Genomic DNA, 15,753 nt, shown 5'->3' on the forward strand with positions numbered 1-15,753 from the left:
GGGGTCAGTACACCAGGGCCTGGGCGCCCTCGGAGACGGCCTCCTCGACGAACGCAGGTGCGCCGGCGATGCGCACCCCGTCGATGAGGTCGTCCACCGTGATCTCGCGGCGGGCCGCGCACTGCGTGCACAGCGTCACCCGGCCGGCGGCCAGCACGGCGTCGAGCAGGTCCGACAGCGGCGCGGCGTGCGCCAGGTTGAACTCCTTGGCCCGGCCGGGCAGCGCGAACCACGAGGCCTCGCCGGTCAGCCAGAGAGAGACGGGTACACCGCTCGCGAGCGCGGCGGCCGCGACCGTGAACGCCTGATTGCAGCGCTCGGGAGCATCCGCCCCGGCGGTCACCTTGATCACCAGTGATCGTGCCATGCCGCCACCCTAACCGCCGCCACGCGCGGTGCGGCGATCACCTCACCACTAGGGTGAGAGGCTATGGAAGAGCCAGAGATGCACCCTGACCTGGAGCCGATCGCTTTCCTGCTGGGCCGCTGGGAAGGCGCGGGCGTGGGCGGGTACCCGACGATCGAGAGCTTCAACTTCGGGCAGGAGATCGAGTTCGGGCACAACGGCAAGCCGTTCCTGACGTACGTGAGCCGCACCTGGCTGCTCGACCAGGACGGGAACCGGGTCAAGCCGCTCGCCACCGAGTCCGGCTACTGGCGGGCCAGGCCGGAGCGCCAGATCGAGGTGGTGCTCGCGCACCCCACCGGCATCGTGGAGATCTACGTGGGCGAGGTCGTGTTCCACAAGATCGAACTGGTCACGGACGTGGTGGCGCGGACCGAGTCGGCCAAGGAGTACACCGCGGGCAAGCGCCTGTACGGGCTGGTCAAGGGCAACCTGATGTGGGCCTACGACATGGCCGCCGTGGGGCAGCCGCTGAAGTCGCACATGTCGGCGGAGCTGAAGAAGGTAGCTTGAGCCGTTATGAGTAACCCCTTCACCGCTGACGTCGTCGAGGCGATCAAGCGGCACATGAACGACGACCACGCCGACGACGCCCTGATCATCGTGCGCGGTCTCGGCGGGCGGCCGGCGGCGGCCTCGGCGTTCACGTCCGGCGTCGACGCCGAGGCGATCGAGTTCGTGGTCGACGGCGACGAGCGGGTGCGGGTGCCGTGGGGCGAGACGCTGACCGAGCGGCCCCAGGTGCGCATGGCCGTGGTACGGCTCTACCGCGAGGCGTGCGAGAAACTGGGCATCGAGCCCAGAGGACAACACTGACCGGAGAATGAAGAAGGGCCCCGGGCGACACTCCGCCTGCTGAGCAGGCGGGCCGGATGGACCAAGGTCGGGATCGGATCCCGCCCTCCGGCTGCCAGGGGCCCCGGTGGTTGCCTCGTATTCGCCGTCGCGACGCGAGACAACAGTCCGCGTCGACTAGCGGACAACCACCTCGCTAGTCCAACTATGAATCACCATTGCTTGGACCACCTCCTTTCGGCGTACTCACGAAGTTATGCGTTACTCCGCGAACGGGGCAACCGAATATCTCGCGGCCGTACACTCAGGGCATGACGGAGACGCAGTGGCATGAGGAACTCCGTGCCAAGGGCTACCGGGTGACTCCCCAGCGGCAGCTCGTGCTCGAAGCGGTCAAGACACTCGAGCACGCCACGCCCGACGAGATCTGCGTCAAGGTCCGCGAGACGGCTCGCGGGGTGAACATCTCCACCGTCTACCGCACGCTCGAACTGCTCGAAGAGCTGGGCATGGTCACCCACACCCATCTCGGGCACGGCGCGCCGACCTACCACCTGGCCGCGGAGGCCGATCACGTGCACCTGGTGTGCCGGGGCTGCGACGAGGTGAGCGAGGTGCGTCCGGAGCTGGCCGAGGGCCTGGTCAAGGGCCTGGAGGACGAGCTCGGCTTCGAGGCGGACGTCCGCCACCTGACCGTCTTCGGCCGCTGCCGCAACTGCAGATAGCACCGTCTTCGGCCGCTGTCGCGACTGCGGATGGCGACCACCGGGGCGGTGGCGTGGCGGGTGCCGATAGCCTGGGAGTCATGCGTAGCCCTCTGCTCGATCTCCCCGGCGCCGTGGCCGCCGATGGCCCGGACGCCGACGTAGCCGCGCACTACGGCGACCTGTTCGCCGAGCAGCGCGCGCTGGCCAAGGGTGAGGCGGTCGTCGACCGCAGCAACCGCGAGGTGATCCGCATCGCGGGGGCCGATCGGCTGAAATGGCTCAACGACCTGACGTCGCAGAAGCTCGACTCGCTGACGCCCGGCCAGTGGACCCAGACGCTCGACCTCGACCTGCAGGGCCGGGTGCAGCACCACCTCACGCTGGTCGACGACGGCGAGGCGATGCTGGCGCACGTCGAGCCGGGCACCGGGCAGAGCCTGATCGACTATCTCGACCGGATGCGGTTCATGCTCCGCGTCGAGGTGTCGCGCGCCGACGACCTGGCCGTGCTGTCCACGGCCACGGAAGACTTCCTGGTGCCGCGCGCCGAGCTGGCCGACCACCTGGGCAAGCCGCTGGCCGGGCTGTGGGCGTACGAGGCCCTGCGCATCGAGGCGCACCGGCCGCGGCTCGGCTTCGAGACCGACCACAAGACGATCCCGCACGAAGTGGGCTGGATCGGCGCGGCGGTGCACCTCAGCAAGGGTTGCTACCGAGGTCAGGAGACGGTCGCCCGCGTGCACAACCTCGGCCACCCGCCGCGCCGCCTGGTGTTCCTGCACCTCGACGGCAGCGTCGACACGCTGCCGCAGCACGGCGCACCGGTGATCTTCGAGAGCCAGGAGGTCGGCGTGGTCGGCTCGGCCGCCCGGCACCACGAGCTGGGCCCGATCGGGCTGGCGGTGATCAAGCGTACGGTCCCGGTCGACGCGCCGCTGCTGGCCGGCGGGGTGGCCGCGGCTCAGGAGGTCATCGTGCCGCCGGACGCGGGCCGCAACGTCACCATCGACCCGGCCATGCGCCGCAGGATCCGATAGCGGCCCAGGAAGCCCGCGTGCTCAGGCAGCCCGCGTGCTCAGAAGTCGAGTACGAGCGTGATCGGCCCGTCGTTGACCAGCGACACCTTCATGTCGGCGCCGAAACTGCCGGTCTCCACCCGCGCGCCCAGAGCCCGCAGCTCGTCGACCACGGCGTCGACCAGCGGCTCGGCGACCGGCCCCGGGGCGGCGGCCTGCCAGGTGGGCCGCCTGCCCTTGCGGGCGTCGCCGTACAGGGTGAACTGACTGATCACCAGGAGCGGCGCGGCGATGTCGGAGCACGACTTCTCGCCGTGCAGGACGCGCAGCCCCCACAGCTTCGCGGCCAGCTTGGCGGCCTCGGCGCGGGTGTCGGTGTGCGTGACGCCCACCAGGACGAGCAGGCCGGGCTCGTCGATGGCGCCGACCGTGCGCCCGTCGACGACCACGGACGCGGAACTCACACGCTGGACCACTGCTCGCATGGGATCCCATTCTGGCCCAGAAACGACGCTCCGTAGACTCGTGCCGAAAGGGGGCGCGAAATGTCGCTGGTTGTGGAGGTTGTCAGGTCCGGGTTCGTGGAGTCCACGCACCACGCTCGAATTCTGACCGTGGACGCGCAAGGCCGTCCGGTGGAGGCCAGGGGAGCGGTGCACGTCCCGGCGTCGCCGCGCTCGTCCATGAAGCCGCTGCAGGCGCTCGGCATGCTGCGCAGCGGGCTGCGGCTCGAAGGTGAACTGCTCGCGCTGGCCTGCGCCTCGCACTCGGGCGAGCCGTTCCACCTCGACGGCGTGCACAAGATCCTGGCCGGCGCCGGGCTGGACGAGTCGGCGCTGCAGTGCCCGGAGGACTACCCCGACGACAGGACCGTGACCGAGCGCTCCCGTCTGCACATGAACTGCTCCGGCAAGCACGCCGCCATGCTGGCCACCTGCGTGCTCAACGACTGGCCGCTGACCACGTACCTGGAGCCGGCGCACCCGTTGCAGCGGGCGATCCGCGACACGGTCGAGGAGCTGACCGGCGAGCGGGTGGCCGCCAGCGGCGTGGACGGCTGCGGCGCGCCGCTGTTCTTCGTGTCGATGCTGGGCGTGACCAAGGCGTTCAGGTCGCTGCCGCTGGGTGCGGCGGACTCGTTCGAACGGCAGATCTTCGACGCCATGCGCACGTTCCCCGAGTGGACCTCGGGCACCCATCGGCCCGAGGCCAAGCTCATGCGCGCGCTGCCCGGTCTCATGGTGAAGGCGGGCGCCGAGGCGTTCGACGCGTTCGCGTTCGAGGACGGGCGCGCGGGCACGATCAAGATCGAGGACGGCTCGCAGCGGGCCAGGCCGCCGGCGACCGTGGCCGCGCTGCGCTCGCTCGGCCTGGACGCGCCCGAGCTGGCCGAACTGGGCGCCCCGCCGCTGCTGGGCGGCGGCCGCCACGTCGGCGAACTACGGGTCCGCTAGCGGAGCTCAGCGGGCGGAAGCTCAGCGGGCGGCGCGCAGGATCGCCGCGACCTCCCGCTGCCCCTTGGACTCGGCGTGCCGCAGCGCCGTCACCCCGTCGCGGTCGGCCAGGCCGGGATCGGCCCCGGCGGCCAGCAGCAGCCGGACGATCTCCTGGTACGGCTCGCTCCCGTCGCCCAGGATGACCGCTTCGAGCAACCCGGTCCAGCCCAGGTCGTTGACATGATCGACGTTGATCCCGGTCTTGAGCACCTCGCGGACGTAGGCCACGTGCCCGCGTTCGCAGGCCGGGATGAGCGAGATGCCGCCGTAGCGGTTCCTGATCGTCATGTCCGGCTCGGCCGGCAGCAGCGTGCGCATCATGGCCACGCTCCCGGTCACGCCCGTCACCAGCCAGGGCGTGTCGTGCTGGGCGTCGAGCGCGTCCGGGTCGGCGCCGGCGGCCACCAGGATCTGGGCGACCTCGACGTGGTCGGCCGCGGCGGCCAGCAACAGGGCGGTACGCCTGTTGCCGTCGCGGGCCTCCAGGTCGGCGCCCTCGGTCACCGCTTCGCGGACGGCGGCGGCGTCACCGGCCGCGGCGGCTGTCAGCAACTGTTCGTCGAGCACGCTCGATCCTTTCATGTCCCTTCAACCGAGCTTGCCATCGACCGCCTTGAGCCCGGCCCTGGCGATGGCCTCGTCGATGTCGCCGCTGGGCGCGCCGCCGACGCCGATGCCGGCGATCGGCGCGCCGCCCGAGGCGACGGGCACGCCGCCGGCCAGGAACAGGGTGCCGGGGATGTCGGCGATGGAGGGGCCGGCGCCGGTGATGCCCTTGGCCAGCTCGCTGGTGGGCCTGCCCATGGACACGGCGGTGAACGCCTTGCGCTTGGCCGACTCCTCCGTCTGCGGGCCGGAGCCGTCGCCCTTGAGGATCAGGCGGGTGGCGCCGGAGCGGTCGACGATGGCGACGGTGACGCGCTGCTTCTGCTTGGCGGCCTCCTTCTGCACGGCCTCGGCGATGCGCAGCGCGGCGTCGGCGCTCAGCACGGTCTGCTGCGTGACGGCGGCGGAGGCGGGCTCGGACTGACTGGCGGCCTGCGCGGCGGTGGCGGCGCCGCCGCCCACGAGGAGCAGCCCGGCGAGCGCGGCAGCAGCGATCTTCATGAGTTTCTCCAGTTCAGCGGGGAATGTTTGACGCAATCCAGGTTGCCCGCCCAGGCGGCGCGATACATCGGGGGAACGATCGAACCCGGCGAGCCGATCGGGCGAGCGCGAGGTCAATCGATCGGTTGATGCGGCCGGGGGCCCTGGCCCACTAGCGTCAGGTCAGTCCAGGGGGGAGCGTCATGGAACGGGTGTGGCTGAACCGGGCCATGCATGCCGGGTTCTTCCTGCTGCTCGCCGCGTCCGTGGCCCGGCTGCTGATCAGGCATCCGCTCGACGCCCGTACGGTGGCAGCGCTGGCCGACGCCGCCGCGCTGGCGCTCGTCTGGGCCGCGGGAGCGCTGCTGTGGGAGCGGCTGGGCCGCACCGGGCGGCTCTGGTGGCTGGGCGTGGTGGTGGCCGGCTGGCTGGTGCTGGTGTGGCTGGCGCCGTCGTTCGCCTGGTGCGCGGTGCCGCTGCTGTTCATGTGCCTGCGCCTGCTCACGGTCAGGACGACCGTGCTGGTGGCGGCGGTGCTCACGGTGGCCGTGATCGCGGCGCAGATCGCCCTGGCCGATCGGGTCGATCCGAGCCTGGTGCTGGCCCCGATCGCGGTGGCGGCGATGACCATGGTGATCTTCTGGGAGCTGCGAAGGGCGGGGATCATGGAGGAGCGCGAGCGGCTGTCCAGGGAGATCCACGACACCCTGGCCCAGGGGCTGACCAGCCAGCGCATGCTGTTGCAGGCGGCCGACCGGGTCTGGGAGTCCGATCCCGACCGGGCCAGGCACTACGTCCGCACCGCGATGGCGGCCACCGGCGCGAACCTGGAGGAGGCCAGGCGGTTCGTCAGGGACCTGGGCCCGGCCGATCTCGACCGCCGGCCGCTGGCCGAGGCGCTGCGCGGGATGAGCCCGGAGTTCCGCCAGGAGGGCGAGGCGTATCCGCTGGAGGAGAAGACCCAGGCCGTGCTGCTGCGGGTGGCGCAGGGCGCGCTGGCCAACGCGCGCGAGCACGCCGGGGCGAGCCGGATCATCGTCACGCTGGCCTATCTCGACGGCGAGGTGACGCTCGACGTCTACGACGACGGCGTGGGCTTCGACCAGGCCGTGAGCGACCCGGGCCGGGGCTACGGGCTGCGGGCCATGCGTGACAGGCTGGCCGAGGTGGGCGGCACGCTGGTGGTGGAGAGCGCGCCGGGAGAAGGCACGGCGATAGCGGCACGGATACCGACATGAAGATATTCCTGGTGGACGATCACCCGGTGGTCAGAGCGGGCCTGGTCGCCCTGCTCGGCGGCGAGGCCGACATGGAGGTCGTCGGCCAGGCGTCCGGGGCCGACGAGGCGGTGGCCGGCATCGCCGCCGCGGCGCCCGACGTGGTGCTGATGGACCTGCAGCTCGGCGAGGGCCCCGACGGCGTGGCCGCCACCCGCGAGGTGCGCGCGCTGCCCGGCGCGCCCCAGGTGCTGGTGCTGACCACCTACGAGACCGACGCCGACATCGTGCGGGCCATCGACGCCGGCGCCACCGGCTACGTGCTCAAGGCCTGCCCGCCCGACGAGCTGTTCCAGGCGATCAGGGCCGCCGCCAGGGGAGAGACCGCCCTGTCACCCAAGGTGGCTGGCCGGATGATGCGCCGCCTGCGCGACCCGGGCCCCGCGCTCACGCCCAGGGAGATCGAGATACTCGAACTGCTGGCCAGAGGAGCGGGCAACAGGGAGATCGCCAGGGCGCTGTTCATCACCGAGGCCACGGTCAAGACCCATCTCAACCACGTGTACGGCAAGCTGGGCGTCGACACGCGCACGGCCGCCGTCAGCAAGGCGCTGGAAGCCGGCTACATCCGCCTCTGATCGGGGCGAAACGCCCGGCCGTGACACAATGATCGGCCATGACCGCGCACGAGTCCCCCGAACCGCGCCCGCTGCTCCGCCTGCCGTCCGACGGCGAGCTGATCGACGTCGCCGGGGTGCGGCACTTCTTCCGCCTGACCGGCGAGCACACGCAGGGCCGGTTCGCGTTCGAGGAGTTCACGCTGGAGGGCGGCGTGATCGGCGCGCGGCCGCACGTGCACCACGGGCACGACGAATACTTCTACGTGCTCGACGGCGAGCTGACCCTGCACGACGGCGACGGCGAGGTCACGGTGGGCGCCGGCCACCTGCTGTCGGCGCCGCGCGGCACCCCGCACGGGTTCAGGAACGCGGGCACGGCCACCGCCCGCGCCCTGTGCCTGTACACGCCTTCGGGCTACGAGGGCTACTTCCGCAACGTGCACGCGGCCGTGTCGGCGGGCGCCGAGGTCACCGACGAGCTGCTCGCCGAGTTCCGCGCCCGCTACCGCACCACCTCGTACTGACCGGTCACAGCGTGCGGAACTGGCGGGTGGCCGAGATCGCGCCCGAGGTGGTCGTGGTGAACGTGCGCATCGAGCCGGCGAACTTGGACAGGTCCCACTCGGCGGGCCCGTGGTACCAGTACAGGTTGTCCGACTGGCCGCCGTTCCCGGTGACCGAGGCGACCACCCGCGACCAGTGCTCCACGCCGTCGAAGATCACCGCGTACGGCAGGTAGCGGGAGAACAGCTCCACCCGGTGCTGCTCGGGCACCTCGCCCAGCTCACCCGAGAACAGGTACTCGCGGAAGCCCAGCGTGTGCGCCAGCGCCGCCGCGCCCTTGGCGGTCTTGGCCGGCATGTACTGCCCGCCCACGGCCAGCGCGCCGCCCGCGATGACCACGGCCAGGCCGAGCAGCCCGTACGTGGTGAACCAGGCCAGCCCCACGGTGGCCAGCAGGCCGACCACGATCAGTGCCACGCCGATGCTGGTCCACCTGGTGCGCTCGGTGTCCGGACGCCGGGCGAACCAGCCCTGCTTGACCACGTCCGCGTAGAGCGCGTCGCGTACCTTGCCCAGATGGTTGGCGAACGAGCCGGACAACTGCGACAGCAGGACCGCGTCCCTGCCCTCGAAGATGGCGTCGTAGAGTGCCCGCTCGTAGGGCAGCAGCGAGTTGACCGGGCCGTTCGGCATCCGCACCAGCATCCAGTCGGGCGCGTCGTAGGTCTGGCGGGGCTGCTCGTCGATGCGCAGGTAGCCGCGTACGGCCAGGTCCACGATCGTCGCGGTCACGTCGATCACGTCGGCCTGCTCGTCGACCAGCGTGCCGATCTGGCCGGGACGCACCCCGTCGGGCGGGGAGAAGTGGCCGTTCTGCACCGGGTCGATCGCGCCCTTCTCGTGGCCGACGACGCGCGCGTCGCGCCCGCGCGTCCAGTACAGCAGGCCGACGCCGCCGAGCAGCAGCACCAGCAGCCCGGCCAGCGCGCCGCCGGTGACGGCGTTCACGGTGAACGCGGCCGCCAGCGAGAACCGCTTCTCCAGGATCGGCACGCCGGCGCTCGACCCCTTCGGGTAGCCGACGACCACGGTCAGCGCGTGGCCGGCGGCGATGTTCTCCTGCTCGAAGTCGGCCTGGGTGGCCGAGTGGTCCATGGAGGCGGACGTGCAGCCGATGGCCGAGGTCAGCTCACCGGCGAAACAGGACAGGTTCTGCACCTGGCCGGGGCCCTGCACCTGGACCGTGGCCTTGGCGACCGGCTGGTTCCAGCCGTTGACCGCGAACCAGCGCAGCTCCTCCACGCCGCCCGACGACGTCACCGCGCCCTTGACGTCGTACTCGACGGTGCCGCCGGTGACGGTCAGCACCCCGTCCTGGTACGTGCCGCCCTTGACGTTCGCGATCTGGTACAGGCGGTCGTTGCCGTCGTCGTAACGGGTCTTGGTGATGAACGTGCGCCGCAGCGTCCCGGAGGCGCCGGTGATCTTCTCGACCACGTGCAGCGTGCCGTCCTTGCCGAGGGTCATCGTCACCTCGTCCGTGAACCCGGCCCCCGCGTGGGCGGGGGAGGCGGCGGTCAACGTCAGAGCGGTGGCAGCCAGCGCGGCCAACGTGAGTCTGAAACCCGTCATGGCGGCAAATCGTAGCGGTTCGTCCGGCTCTGTCAGGTGAGGTCGATGCCGTCGGCGGCCCGGCGCACGCTCTCGTCCGAGGCGGGACCGCCGGGGTTCTCCGTGGCGAGGGCCTGGTTCAGCGCCACGAACGGGCGCAGGCGCTCCTCGTAGCGCTCGAACGCGCCGGACGGTTCCTCGCCCAGCTCGGTGGCCAGCACGTACGCGCCGACCATGGCCAGGCTGGTGCCCTGCCCCGACAGCGGCGAGGCGCAGTAGCCGGCGTCGCCGACCAGCGCGACGCGGCCCCGCGACCAGCGGTCCAGGTGCACCTGCGCCATCGCGTCGAAGTAGAAGTCCTCGGCCCGCCACATGGCCTCCATCAGCTTGGGGGTCTCCCAGCGCAGGCCGGAGCAGTGCCGCTCGATGAGGCCGCGCTGCTGGTCGAGGTCGCGGTAGTCGTAGTCGATCGGCTCGGACTCGAAGCCGGCGTTGATCCGCAGCTCGGTATTGTCCCTGGCGGTGTAGACGCCGTAGCCGGCGCTGCCGTCGCGGTGCCAGACCTGCCAGCGGTCCAGGCCGAGGAAGTTGGGCGCGCTGTAGATGGCCAGGTACATGCCGAGGTGGCGGAGGAACTGCCGTTCCGGGCCGAAGACCAGGTTGCGGACGTTGGAGTGCAGGCCGTCCGCGCCGATCACGTAGTCGTAGCGGGCCCGGTCGCCGCTGTCGAACGTCACGTCCACGCCGTCGGCGTCCTGGGTGAGCGCGGCGATCGAGTCGGCGTAGCGGTAACGCACGCCTTCGGTGGCGGACAGGAGCAGGCCGATCAGGTCGTCGCGCATGAGCTCGACGTCGTCGCTGTCGAGCCGGCCGCCGCTGACGGTCTCCTCGGTGCTGCGGAAGAGCTCAGCGCCGTCGCCGTCGACCACGGACATGCCGAGCATCTGGGTCCGTGCGGCTCTGATCCGCTCCAGCAGGCCCATGCGCTCGGCCACCACCAGCGCGGCGCCCCTGACGTCGATGGCCTGCCCGCCGCGGCGCACCGCCGGCGCCCGCTCGACCACCGTGACGTCGGCGCCGCGCTCGCGCAGCCAGTACGCCAGGACGGGCCCGCCGACACCGACACCGGAGATGAGGACGCGCATCGTGTTCTCCCTTTGCTTGTTGACGTTGTACGCAGACCTGAATGTACGTAGTACATACAGCGATACACAAGGAGTTTCGGTTAGGATCTGTACTAGTACAGAGGAGATCGGGAGACCGTGCAGCCCTACGCGCGCATCATCGAGGACATCAAGCGGCGCATCGCCGACGGCCGGCTGCGCCCGGGCGAGCGGGTGCCCTCCACCAGGCAGATCGCCAGAGACTGGGGCGTCGCCCTGGCCACCGCCGCCAAGGCGCTGACCCTGCTGGCCCAGGAAGGCGTGGTGATCGCCGAGCCGCGCGTCGGCACGGTCGTGGCGCAACCCCGGCTCGGCTCGCCCGGCGAGCCCAGCGGGAAGCCCGCCCCCCGCCGGGCGCCCCCCTCGGAGTCCGACCTGACCCGCGAGCGCATCGTCCGCGCCGCCATCGAGATCGCCGACGCCGCCGGGCTCGCCGAGCTGACCATGCGCCGCATCGCCGCCCGCCTGGAGGTGGCCACCATGTCGCTCTACCGCCACGTGGGCAGCAAGGACGAACTGGTCCTGCTGATGGCCGACCACGTCATCGCGGAGTTCCCGCTGCCCGCCGAGCCGCCGCCGGGCTGGCGGGCCAGGCTGGAGGTGGCCGCCCGGGTGCAGTGGGCCGCCTACCGCGAGCATCCCTGGATGGCCCGCGTCGTCCAGATCACCCGGCCCCTGGCCTCGCCCGGCCTGCTCACGCACGCGGAGTGGTTCATGGCGGCGCTGGCCGATACCCGGCTCGACTCCCCGACCAAGATGTACGTCCAGATCCTGGCCTACAGCTACGTGCAGAGCATCGCCGGCAACCTCGAACTGGAGCTGGCCGCCCGCGCCACCACCGGCGTCACCGGCGACCAGTGGGTCGACGACCAGGCGGAGCTGTTCGAGCTGCTCGCCGACGCCGACCGCTACCCCGAACTCGCCAGGATGTCCGCCGGTTTGGGCGCGGACTTCGACCTGGGCCTGCTCGACGACCTCTTCGAGTTCGGCCTGATCCGGCTGCTCGACGGCCTGGAACGACTGATCGAACCGTCCTAGACCACCCGGACGGCGAGCCCCGGGTAGTCCACCACGAACCCGGTCTCGTCGAAGACCAGCCGGCAGGCGAAGTCGAAGGCGGGCGCGGCGTAGTCGTAGCGCCGCTCGTCCACCCGGGCGTAGTCCTGCTCCAGCCGGTCCACCCCGAGGTCGGCGGCCCGGACGTAGGCGGCCGGCGCCGCGGCCCGCTCGCCCGTGCCCAGGCCGAGCCGGTGCACCGGGAAACCGTTGGTCAGCGCGGACGCCTCCAGGTCCACGTCCAGGCAGCCGTCCAGGGCGGGGGCGGGCGCGCCGTCCACCCGCCAGTGGCCGGCGCCGTCGTTCTCCAGCACGGTCTCCCTGGCGCCGGCCGCCGACCTGGACGTGATCCGGGCCCGCCGGGTGACCCAGGACGCGTCCAGCTCGATCGTGTAGCCGACGATCCAGGTCAGGCCGTCCTCGACGGCCGTCGTGGTCCCTTCGGCGCGCGGGCCGTCCGGTGCGTCCAGGAAGTAGGCCACCTCGAATCCCTGTCGCGCGTCGAGGTGCCGCCAGGCCGCGGTCGTCGGCATGATGAAGGTCATCTTCCAATCCTGCCCGCGATTAGGCTCCACGGGCATGACCGAACCCGACTTCCTGACCACCACCCGCGCGTCCTACGACACCGTCGCCGCCGACTACGCGGCTCACTTCCGTGACGAGTTGGCGGCCAAGCCGCTGGACCTGGCGATGCTCACCGCGTTCGCCGGGCTCGTCCGGGGCCGGGTGGCCGACGTCGGCTGCGGGCACGGCCACGTGACGAGCCGGCTGCACGCGCTCGGCCTGGACGTCTTCGGCGTAGACCTGTCGCCGCGCATGGTGGCGCTGGCCGGGCAGGCGTACCCGGGCCTGCGCTTCGAGGAGGGCACGATGACCGCGCTCGACGTGCCCGACGACGCGCTGGGCGGCCTGGTGGCGCTGTTCTCGATCATCCACGTCCCCGACGGCGAGCTGCCCCATGTGTTCGCCGAGTTCCACCGCGTGCTGGCGCCGGGCGGGCACGCGCTGCTGGCGTTCCAGGTGGGCGAGGACGAGCACCTGCGCAGGACCGAGGCGTTCGGCCACGAGATCGCTCTCGACTACCACCAGCGGCGGCCCGATCGGGTGGCCGGGCTGCTGGGCGCGGCGGGGCTGCCGGTGACCGCGCGGCTGCTGCGCGAGCCCGACGCCGACGAGCGGGTTCCGCGCGCCTACCTGCTGGCGCGCAAGGCGAGCTAGTCGGAGATGGCGATGCGCAGGCGGCGGAAGCCGCGACCCTTGCTCTCGATCTTGGCCACCTTGATGCGGCCGATCCGCTTGGTCGAGGCGACGTGCGTGCCGCCGTCCGCCTGCGTGTCGAGCCCGACGATGTCCACGATGCGCACGTCCTGGACGCTCTCCGGCACCAGGTTCGTGGCCGTGCGGATGATGTCCGGGATCGCGAACGCCTGCTCGCGCGGCAGCACCCGGACGTCGATCCGCCGGTCGGCCTCGATCTCGGCGTTGCAGGCGTCCTCCACGGCCTCCTTGAAGCCGGGCGGCACCTCGGGCAGGTTGAAGTCCATGCGGGCGCTCAGCTCCTCCATGTTGCCGCCGGTGACCAGGCACCCGTAGTCCCTGAACACCACGCCGCACAACACGTGCAGGCCGGAGTGCGTGCGCATGAGCGCCGAGCGGCGGGCGTCGGCCACGGCCGCCTCGACCACCGTGCCGACGGGCGGAATCGGGTCGCCTTCCGCCGGGATCAGGTAGAGATCGTCGCCTTTGCGTACCCCGGCGATGCGGGTCTCCACCCCCTGCCAGATCAGAACTCCGTGATCCGCGGGCTGACCGCCGCCGCCTGGATAGAATGCCGACCTGCTCAGCACGATCCCCTCCGGCGTCGCGTCAAGCACGACTGCCTCGAAGTCACGTAGGTCCTGGTCGGTCAGTTCGAGCCGGTGCGTACGTCCGTGGAGATCGAAGGTCATGTCGGCAGCCTAGAGCCCTGAGGTGGTAATGCGCGGCCAGATGCATCGGTCCCTGATTGCACCGGTCGCCGCGACATTGGGGATATGTGCGGCGATTTCCGGATGTAGCAGTGCGGTGGCCGTGCCGCCGTCCGCCCCGCCGCCCCCGGCCGGGGAACCGGCCGCACCGGTGATGATGTTCGTCGGCGACAGCTTCACGGTGGGTTCGGGCCCGGTGCCGCGCTGGCGGACGTACGCCACCCAGGCCGCGCGGCTGCTGGGCGGCCAGCCGATCATCGCCGGCGCGGGCGGCACCGGCTATCTCAACGAGGGCAGATCAGGGCGTACGTTCCTGCGCTCGTTCGAGGCGGAGCTGTCCTGGCGGCCCGCCCCCGACCTGCTGGTGCTCTCCGGCGGGCACAACGACCACCGCTGGAGCGCGGCGCGGGTGGGCCGGGCGGCGAGCGAGCTGGTCGGCCGGATCAAGGCCCGCTGGCCGCGCACCAGGATCGTCATGGTCGGCCCGATCTGGCTGGGCGACCCGCCGGGCAAGGCCTATCGGATGCGCGACGCGCTGGCGGCGGCGGCCGGCAGCCGGGGCGTGCCGTTCCTCGACCCGCTGCAGCGGCGCTGGTCAGCCGACTCGATGCTGCCCGACGGGGTGCACCCGACGCTCACCGGCCACGAACGCCTGGGCGCCTGGCTGGCGGGCGCCCTGCGCGGGGTCTACCAGGGGCCGTAGGGGCCCTGGTTCTTGCCGCCGCCCATGCCCTTGACGGCCGGGCGCACGTCGGCCAGGTAGATGCCCGCGGCGATCACCGAGGCGATCGCGAAGATGTTGAGCTGACCCAGGCCCGCGCCGAAGTAGCCGACCGCGGTGGCGAAGGAGAACAGCGTGGCCAGGCTCAGGATGATCAGCCACAGCTTCTTGGTCTGCTTGCCCGCGACCGCGAAGGCCTGCGCGGGCGTGCGGATCGAGTGCACCAGTGCGAACGCCGACATCACGAAGCCGATGAACGCGAGAATCATGAAGATGAGATCCAAGCCGGTAAAGATCATGTTCGCTCCCGCCTGCGTCGCGACGACGACGCTTCCAGCCTAGTGTGCAACCCGTCAAGCGGTGAACCGACGAGAAAGCCCGCCCCCGCGAGGGGACGGGCTCTCCGCGTGGAGGTCAGGCCTTGGCCTTGGTGGTACGGGTCTTCTTGACCGGCTCGACGGGCTCGGCCACGGCCGGCTCGGCGGCCTCGGAGACCTCTTCGAGCTCGAGCGCGGCCTCGCCGGAGGCCTTGCTCACGACCTTGCGACCGCGGGTGGCGAAGTCCTCGTAGACCTCGGTGGCGCGGTGGCCGAGCTGGTCGGCGTAGACCCGGGCCTTGTCGGGGAACTCCCTGGCGAAGCCCTCGGCCTTGTCGGCGTACTCGCGGGCCTTGGCGGGCAGGTCCTTGGCGATCTCCGCGCGCCTGGACTGCAGCTTCTGCAGCTGCTCCGGCAGCTCGCGCAGCTTCTCCACGGCGAAGTCGCCGACCCCGGCGACCGCGTAGAACGGCTTGGACTCGGTGAGCTTCTTGACCTCGGTGGCCAGCGTCATGGGTTAACCTTCCTTGGTTTCCTGGGTGACGTCGCCGTTGCGTGAGGTCGCCGCGTAGGGCTCTAGAGCGGCGAGAAACTCCTCGGGCAATGGCGGTTCGTCGTCCGGTCCGGAGTCGTGCCGGGGGTGAGCGTTCTGGGAGGTCTGCTCGTCCTCGGCGCGCTTCTCCTTGCGGAACGATTCATAGATGTCGATCAGCACCTGGCGTTGCCGCTCGGTGAGACTCGTGTCGGCCCTGATCGCGCTGATCACGTCGCTGGGCGGCTCGCGGTCCTCGATGAGGCCCGCCTGCACGTACAGCGCCTGCGAGGAGATGCGCAGACCCTTGGCGATCTGATTGAGGATCTCCGCGCTCGGCTTGCGCAGCCCACGCTCGATCTGGCTCAGGTAGGGGTTGGAGACCCCGGCGGCCTCCGCGAGCTGGCGCAGCGAGATCTTCGCCTGCTGCCGCTGCTCGCGGATGTACTCGCCGATCGAACCGACCTTGGGTAGTGCCATGCGGCCAGTCTGCCCCGCGGTGCTTGCAATTGCAAACGGGTTAGTTAACAGCTGCAAGC

At 71.2% G+C, this 15,753-nt stretch carries 22 protein-coding genes; 11 read left to right on the forward strand and 11 right to left on the reverse strand.

Features of this window, described 5'->3' with window-relative positions; translation table 11 throughout:
* Nucleotides 1-4 precede the first annotated feature (4 nt).
* The gene (locus tag HII36_RS15075) at nucleotides 5-367 is read right to left on the reverse strand and encodes a DsrE family protein (RefSeq protein ID WP_173523796.1); all 363 of its coding nucleotides are present in this window, start codon (nucleotides 365-367) and stop codon (nucleotides 5-7) included.
* Nucleotides 368-430: 63 nt separating this feature from the next.
* On the opposite strand from HII36_RS15075, the gene HII36_RS15080 reads away from it, so the two are divergent.
* From HII36_RS15080 to ygfZ, 4 genes are all read left to right on the forward strand, one after another.
* Complete coding sequence (locus HII36_RS15080) at nucleotides 431-919, forward strand: FABP family protein (RefSeq protein WP_173523797.1); 489 nt, start codon at nucleotides 431-433, stop codon at nucleotides 917-919.
* Nucleotides 920-925: 6 nt separating this feature from the next.
* A complete protein-coding gene (locus HII36_RS15085) occupies nucleotides 926-1,222 on the forward strand; it encodes a DUF2470 domain-containing protein (RefSeq protein ID WP_173523798.1) in 297 nt (98 codons plus the stop codon).
* Between the two features lie 290 nt (nucleotides 1,223-1,512).
* Nucleotides 1,513-1,926 (forward strand): Fur family transcriptional regulator, encoded by a 414-nt coding sequence (locus tag HII36_RS15090; protein WP_173523799.1) that lies wholly within the window; start codon nucleotides 1,513-1,515, stop codon nucleotides 1,924-1,926.
* An 80-nt stretch (nucleotides 1,927-2,006) separates the two neighbouring features.
* Nucleotides 2,007-2,945, forward strand: a complete 939-nt coding sequence (gene ygfZ, locus HII36_RS15095) for a CAF17-like 4Fe-4S cluster assembly/insertion protein YgfZ (RefSeq protein WP_173523800.1) — start codon at nucleotides 2,007-2,009, stop codon at nucleotides 2,943-2,945.
* A 38-nt stretch (nucleotides 2,946-2,983) separates the two neighbouring features.
* Here the strand turns inward: ygfZ and dtd are convergent, their stop codons facing one another.
* Entirely contained in the window at nucleotides 2,984-3,409 is a 426-nt protein-coding gene (dtd, locus tag HII36_RS15100; protein ID WP_173523801.1) for a D-aminoacyl-tRNA deacylase, read from the reverse strand.
* 60 nt (nucleotides 3,410-3,469) lie between these two features.
* Between dtd and HII36_RS15105 the strand changes: the two genes are divergently transcribed.
* Nucleotides 3,470-4,378, forward strand: a complete 909-nt coding sequence (locus HII36_RS15105) for an asparaginase (RefSeq protein WP_173523802.1) — start codon at nucleotides 3,470-3,472, stop codon at nucleotides 4,376-4,378.
* 21 nt (nucleotides 4,379-4,399) lie between these two features.
* On the opposite strand, the gene HII36_RS15110 is transcribed toward HII36_RS15105, so the two are convergent.
* Entirely contained in the window at nucleotides 4,400-4,987 is a 588-nt protein-coding gene (locus HII36_RS15110) for an ankyrin repeat domain-containing protein (RefSeq protein WP_328807718.1), read from the reverse strand.
* 21 nt (nucleotides 4,988-5,008) lie between these two features.
* Complete coding sequence (locus HII36_RS15115; protein ID WP_173523804.1) at nucleotides 5,009-5,527, reverse strand: GlcG/HbpS family heme-binding protein; 519 nt, start codon at nucleotides 5,525-5,527, stop codon at nucleotides 5,009-5,011.
* 182 nt (nucleotides 5,528-5,709) lie between these two features.
* Here HII36_RS15115 and HII36_RS15120 point away from each other — a divergent pair, with 182 nt between their 5' ends.
* From HII36_RS15120 to HII36_RS15130, 3 genes are read left to right on the forward strand one after another with little or no spacing between them, the layout of a single operon-like run.
* Entirely contained in the window at nucleotides 5,710-6,744 is a 1,035-nt protein-coding gene (locus HII36_RS15120; RefSeq protein WP_173523805.1) for a sensor histidine kinase, read from the forward strand.
* Nucleotides 6,741-7,361, forward strand: coding sequence for a response regulator (locus HII36_RS15125; RefSeq protein ID WP_173523806.1), 621 nt, complete (start codon nucleotides 6,741-6,743; stop codon nucleotides 7,359-7,361). Before HII36_RS15120 ends, HII36_RS15125 begins: the two co-directional genes overlap by 4 nt.
* A gap of 38 nt (nucleotides 7,362-7,399) precedes the next feature.
* Nucleotides 7,400-7,867 (forward strand): cupin domain-containing protein, encoded by a 468-nt coding sequence (locus HII36_RS15130; protein WP_173523807.1) that lies wholly within the window; start codon nucleotides 7,400-7,402, stop codon nucleotides 7,865-7,867.
* A 4-nt stretch (nucleotides 7,868-7,871) separates the two neighbouring features.
* On the opposite strand, the gene HII36_RS15135 is transcribed toward HII36_RS15130, so the two are convergent.
* Both HII36_RS15135 and HII36_RS15140 read right to left on the reverse strand, forming a co-directional pair.
* Entirely contained in the window at nucleotides 7,872-9,479 is a 1,608-nt protein-coding gene (locus HII36_RS15135) for a DUF2207 domain-containing protein (RefSeq protein ID WP_173523808.1), read from the reverse strand.
* A 32-nt stretch (nucleotides 9,480-9,511) separates the two neighbouring features.
* The gene (locus HII36_RS15140; RefSeq protein WP_173523809.1) at nucleotides 9,512-10,603 is read right to left on the reverse strand and encodes an FAD-dependent monooxygenase; all 1,092 of its coding nucleotides are present in this window, start codon (nucleotides 10,601-10,603) and stop codon (nucleotides 9,512-9,514) included.
* A gap of 117 nt (nucleotides 10,604-10,720) precedes the next feature.
* Here HII36_RS15140 and HII36_RS58645 point away from each other — a divergent pair, with 117 nt between their 5' ends.
* Nucleotides 10,721-11,659, forward strand: a complete 939-nt coding sequence (locus HII36_RS58645; protein ID WP_173523810.1) for a TetR/AcrR family transcriptional regulator C-terminal domain-containing protein — start codon at nucleotides 10,721-10,723, stop codon at nucleotides 11,657-11,659.
* Here the strand turns inward: HII36_RS58645 and HII36_RS15150 are convergent.
* Nucleotides 11,656-12,222, reverse strand: a complete 567-nt coding sequence (locus tag HII36_RS15150; RefSeq protein WP_173523811.1) for a putative glycolipid-binding domain-containing protein — start codon at nucleotides 12,220-12,222, stop codon at nucleotides 11,656-11,658. The genes HII36_RS58645 and HII36_RS15150 overlap by 4 nt on opposite strands.
* A gap of 34 nt (nucleotides 12,223-12,256) precedes the next feature.
* On the opposite strand from HII36_RS15150, the gene HII36_RS15155 reads away from it, so the two are divergent.
* Entirely contained in the window at nucleotides 12,257-12,895 is a 639-nt protein-coding gene (locus tag HII36_RS15155) for a class I SAM-dependent DNA methyltransferase (RefSeq protein WP_173523812.1), read from the forward strand.
* Here the strand turns inward: HII36_RS15155 and HII36_RS15160 are convergent.
* Nucleotides 12,892-13,626, reverse strand: coding sequence for an alanyl-tRNA editing protein (locus tag HII36_RS15160; RefSeq protein ID WP_173523813.1), 735 nt, complete (start codon nucleotides 13,624-13,626; stop codon nucleotides 12,892-12,894). The two genes, HII36_RS15155 and HII36_RS15160, sit on opposite strands and share 4 nt — an antisense overlap.
* 115 nt (nucleotides 13,627-13,741) lie before the next feature.
* Here HII36_RS15160 and HII36_RS15165 point away from each other — a divergent pair, with 115 nt between their 5' ends.
* Nucleotides 13,742-14,347, forward strand: a complete 606-nt coding sequence (locus tag HII36_RS15165) for an SGNH/GDSL hydrolase family protein (protein WP_173523814.1) — start codon at nucleotides 13,742-13,744, stop codon at nucleotides 14,345-14,347.
* On the opposite strand, the gene HII36_RS15170 is transcribed toward HII36_RS15165, so the two are convergent.
* From HII36_RS15170 to HII36_RS15180, 3 genes are all read right to left on the reverse strand, one after another.
* Nucleotides 14,332-14,649 (reverse strand): DUF2516 family protein, encoded by a 318-nt coding sequence (locus HII36_RS15170; protein WP_236003517.1) that lies wholly within the window; start codon nucleotides 14,647-14,649, stop codon nucleotides 14,332-14,334. The two genes, HII36_RS15165 and HII36_RS15170, sit on opposite strands and share 16 nt — an antisense overlap.
* A gap of 130 nt (nucleotides 14,650-14,779) precedes the next feature.
* On the reverse strand, nucleotides 14,780-15,196 hold the full coding sequence (locus HII36_RS15175; protein ID WP_173523816.1) for a hypothetical protein: 417 nt from the start codon (nucleotides 15,194-15,196) through the stop codon (nucleotides 14,780-14,782).
* A gap of 3 nt (nucleotides 15,197-15,199) precedes the next feature.
* Nucleotides 15,200-15,694: a helix-turn-helix domain-containing protein gene (locus HII36_RS15180; protein WP_173523817.1), complete on the reverse strand. Its 495-nt coding sequence runs from the start codon at nucleotides 15,692-15,694 to the stop codon at nucleotides 15,200-15,202.
* Between the last annotated feature and the right edge of the window lie 59 nt (nucleotides 15,695-15,753).

Origin of the sequence: Nonomuraea antri, from assembly GCF_013283785.1 — a bacterium.
In the GTDB taxonomy this organism is placed as follows: domain Bacteria; phylum Actinomycetota; class Actinomycetes; order Streptosporangiales; family Streptosporangiaceae; genus Nonomuraea; species Nonomuraea antri.

What these genes read in the sequence shown, in the direction of transcription:
- HII36_RS15075 (WP_173523796.1), bottom strand. Translation starts at nt 367, where the DNA reads ATGGCACGATCACTGGTGATCAAGGTGACCGCCGGGGCGGATGCTCCC.
- HII36_RS15080 (WP_173523797.1), top strand. Translation starts at nt 431, where the DNA reads ATGGAAGAGCCAGAGATGCACCCTGACCTGGAGCCGATCGCTTTCCTG.
- HII36_RS15085 (WP_173523798.1), top strand. Translation starts at nt 926, where the DNA reads ATGAGTAACCCCTTCACCGCTGACGTCGTCGAGGCGATCAAGCGGCAC.
- HII36_RS15090 (WP_173523799.1), top strand. Translation starts at nt 1,513, where the DNA reads ATGACGGAGACGCAGTGGCATGAGGAACTCCGTGCCAAGGGCTACCGG.
- ygfZ (WP_173523800.1), top strand. Translation starts at nt 2,007, where the DNA reads ATGCGTAGCCCTCTGCTCGATCTCCCCGGCGCCGTGGCCGCCGATGGC.
- dtd (WP_173523801.1), bottom strand. Translation starts at nt 3,409, where the DNA reads ATGCGAGCAGTGGTCCAGCGTGTGAGTTCCGCGTCCGTGGTCGTCGAC.
- HII36_RS15105 (WP_173523802.1), top strand. Translation starts at nt 3,470, where the DNA reads ATGTCGCTGGTTGTGGAGGTTGTCAGGTCCGGGTTCGTGGAGTCCACG.
- HII36_RS15115 (WP_173523804.1), bottom strand. Translation starts at nt 5,527, where the DNA reads ATGAAGATCGCTGCTGCCGCGCTCGCCGGGCTGCTCCTCGTGGGCGGC.
- HII36_RS15120 (WP_173523805.1), top strand. Translation starts at nt 5,710, where the DNA reads ATGGAACGGGTGTGGCTGAACCGGGCCATGCATGCCGGGTTCTTCCTG.
- HII36_RS15125 (WP_173523806.1), top strand. Translation starts at nt 6,741, where the DNA reads ATGAAGATATTCCTGGTGGACGATCACCCGGTGGTCAGAGCGGGCCTG.
- HII36_RS15130 (WP_173523807.1), top strand. Translation starts at nt 7,400, where the DNA reads ATGACCGCGCACGAGTCCCCCGAACCGCGCCCGCTGCTCCGCCTGCCG.
- HII36_RS15135 (WP_173523808.1), bottom strand. Translation starts at nt 9,479, where the DNA reads ATGACGGGTTTCAGACTCACGTTGGCCGCGCTGGCTGCCACCGCTCTG.
- HII36_RS15140 (WP_173523809.1), bottom strand. Translation starts at nt 10,603, where the DNA reads ATGCGCGTCCTCATCTCCGGTGTCGGTGTCGGCGGGCCCGTCCTGGCG.
- HII36_RS15150 (WP_173523811.1), bottom strand. Translation starts at nt 12,222, where the DNA reads ATGACCTTCATCATGCCGACGACCGCGGCCTGGCGGCACCTCGACGCG.
- HII36_RS15155 (WP_173523812.1), top strand. Translation starts at nt 12,257, where the DNA reads ATGACCGAACCCGACTTCCTGACCACCACCCGCGCGTCCTACGACACC.
- HII36_RS15160 (WP_173523813.1), bottom strand. Translation starts at nt 13,626, where the DNA reads ATGACCTTCGATCTCCACGGACGTACGCACCGGCTCGAACTGACCGAC.
- HII36_RS15175 (WP_173523816.1), bottom strand. Translation starts at nt 15,196, where the DNA reads ATGACGCTGGCCACCGAGGTCAAGAAGCTCACCGAGTCCAAGCCGTTC.
- HII36_RS15180 (WP_173523817.1), bottom strand. Translation starts at nt 15,694, where the DNA reads ATGGCACTACCCAAGGTCGGTTCGATCGGCGAGTACATCCGCGAGCAG.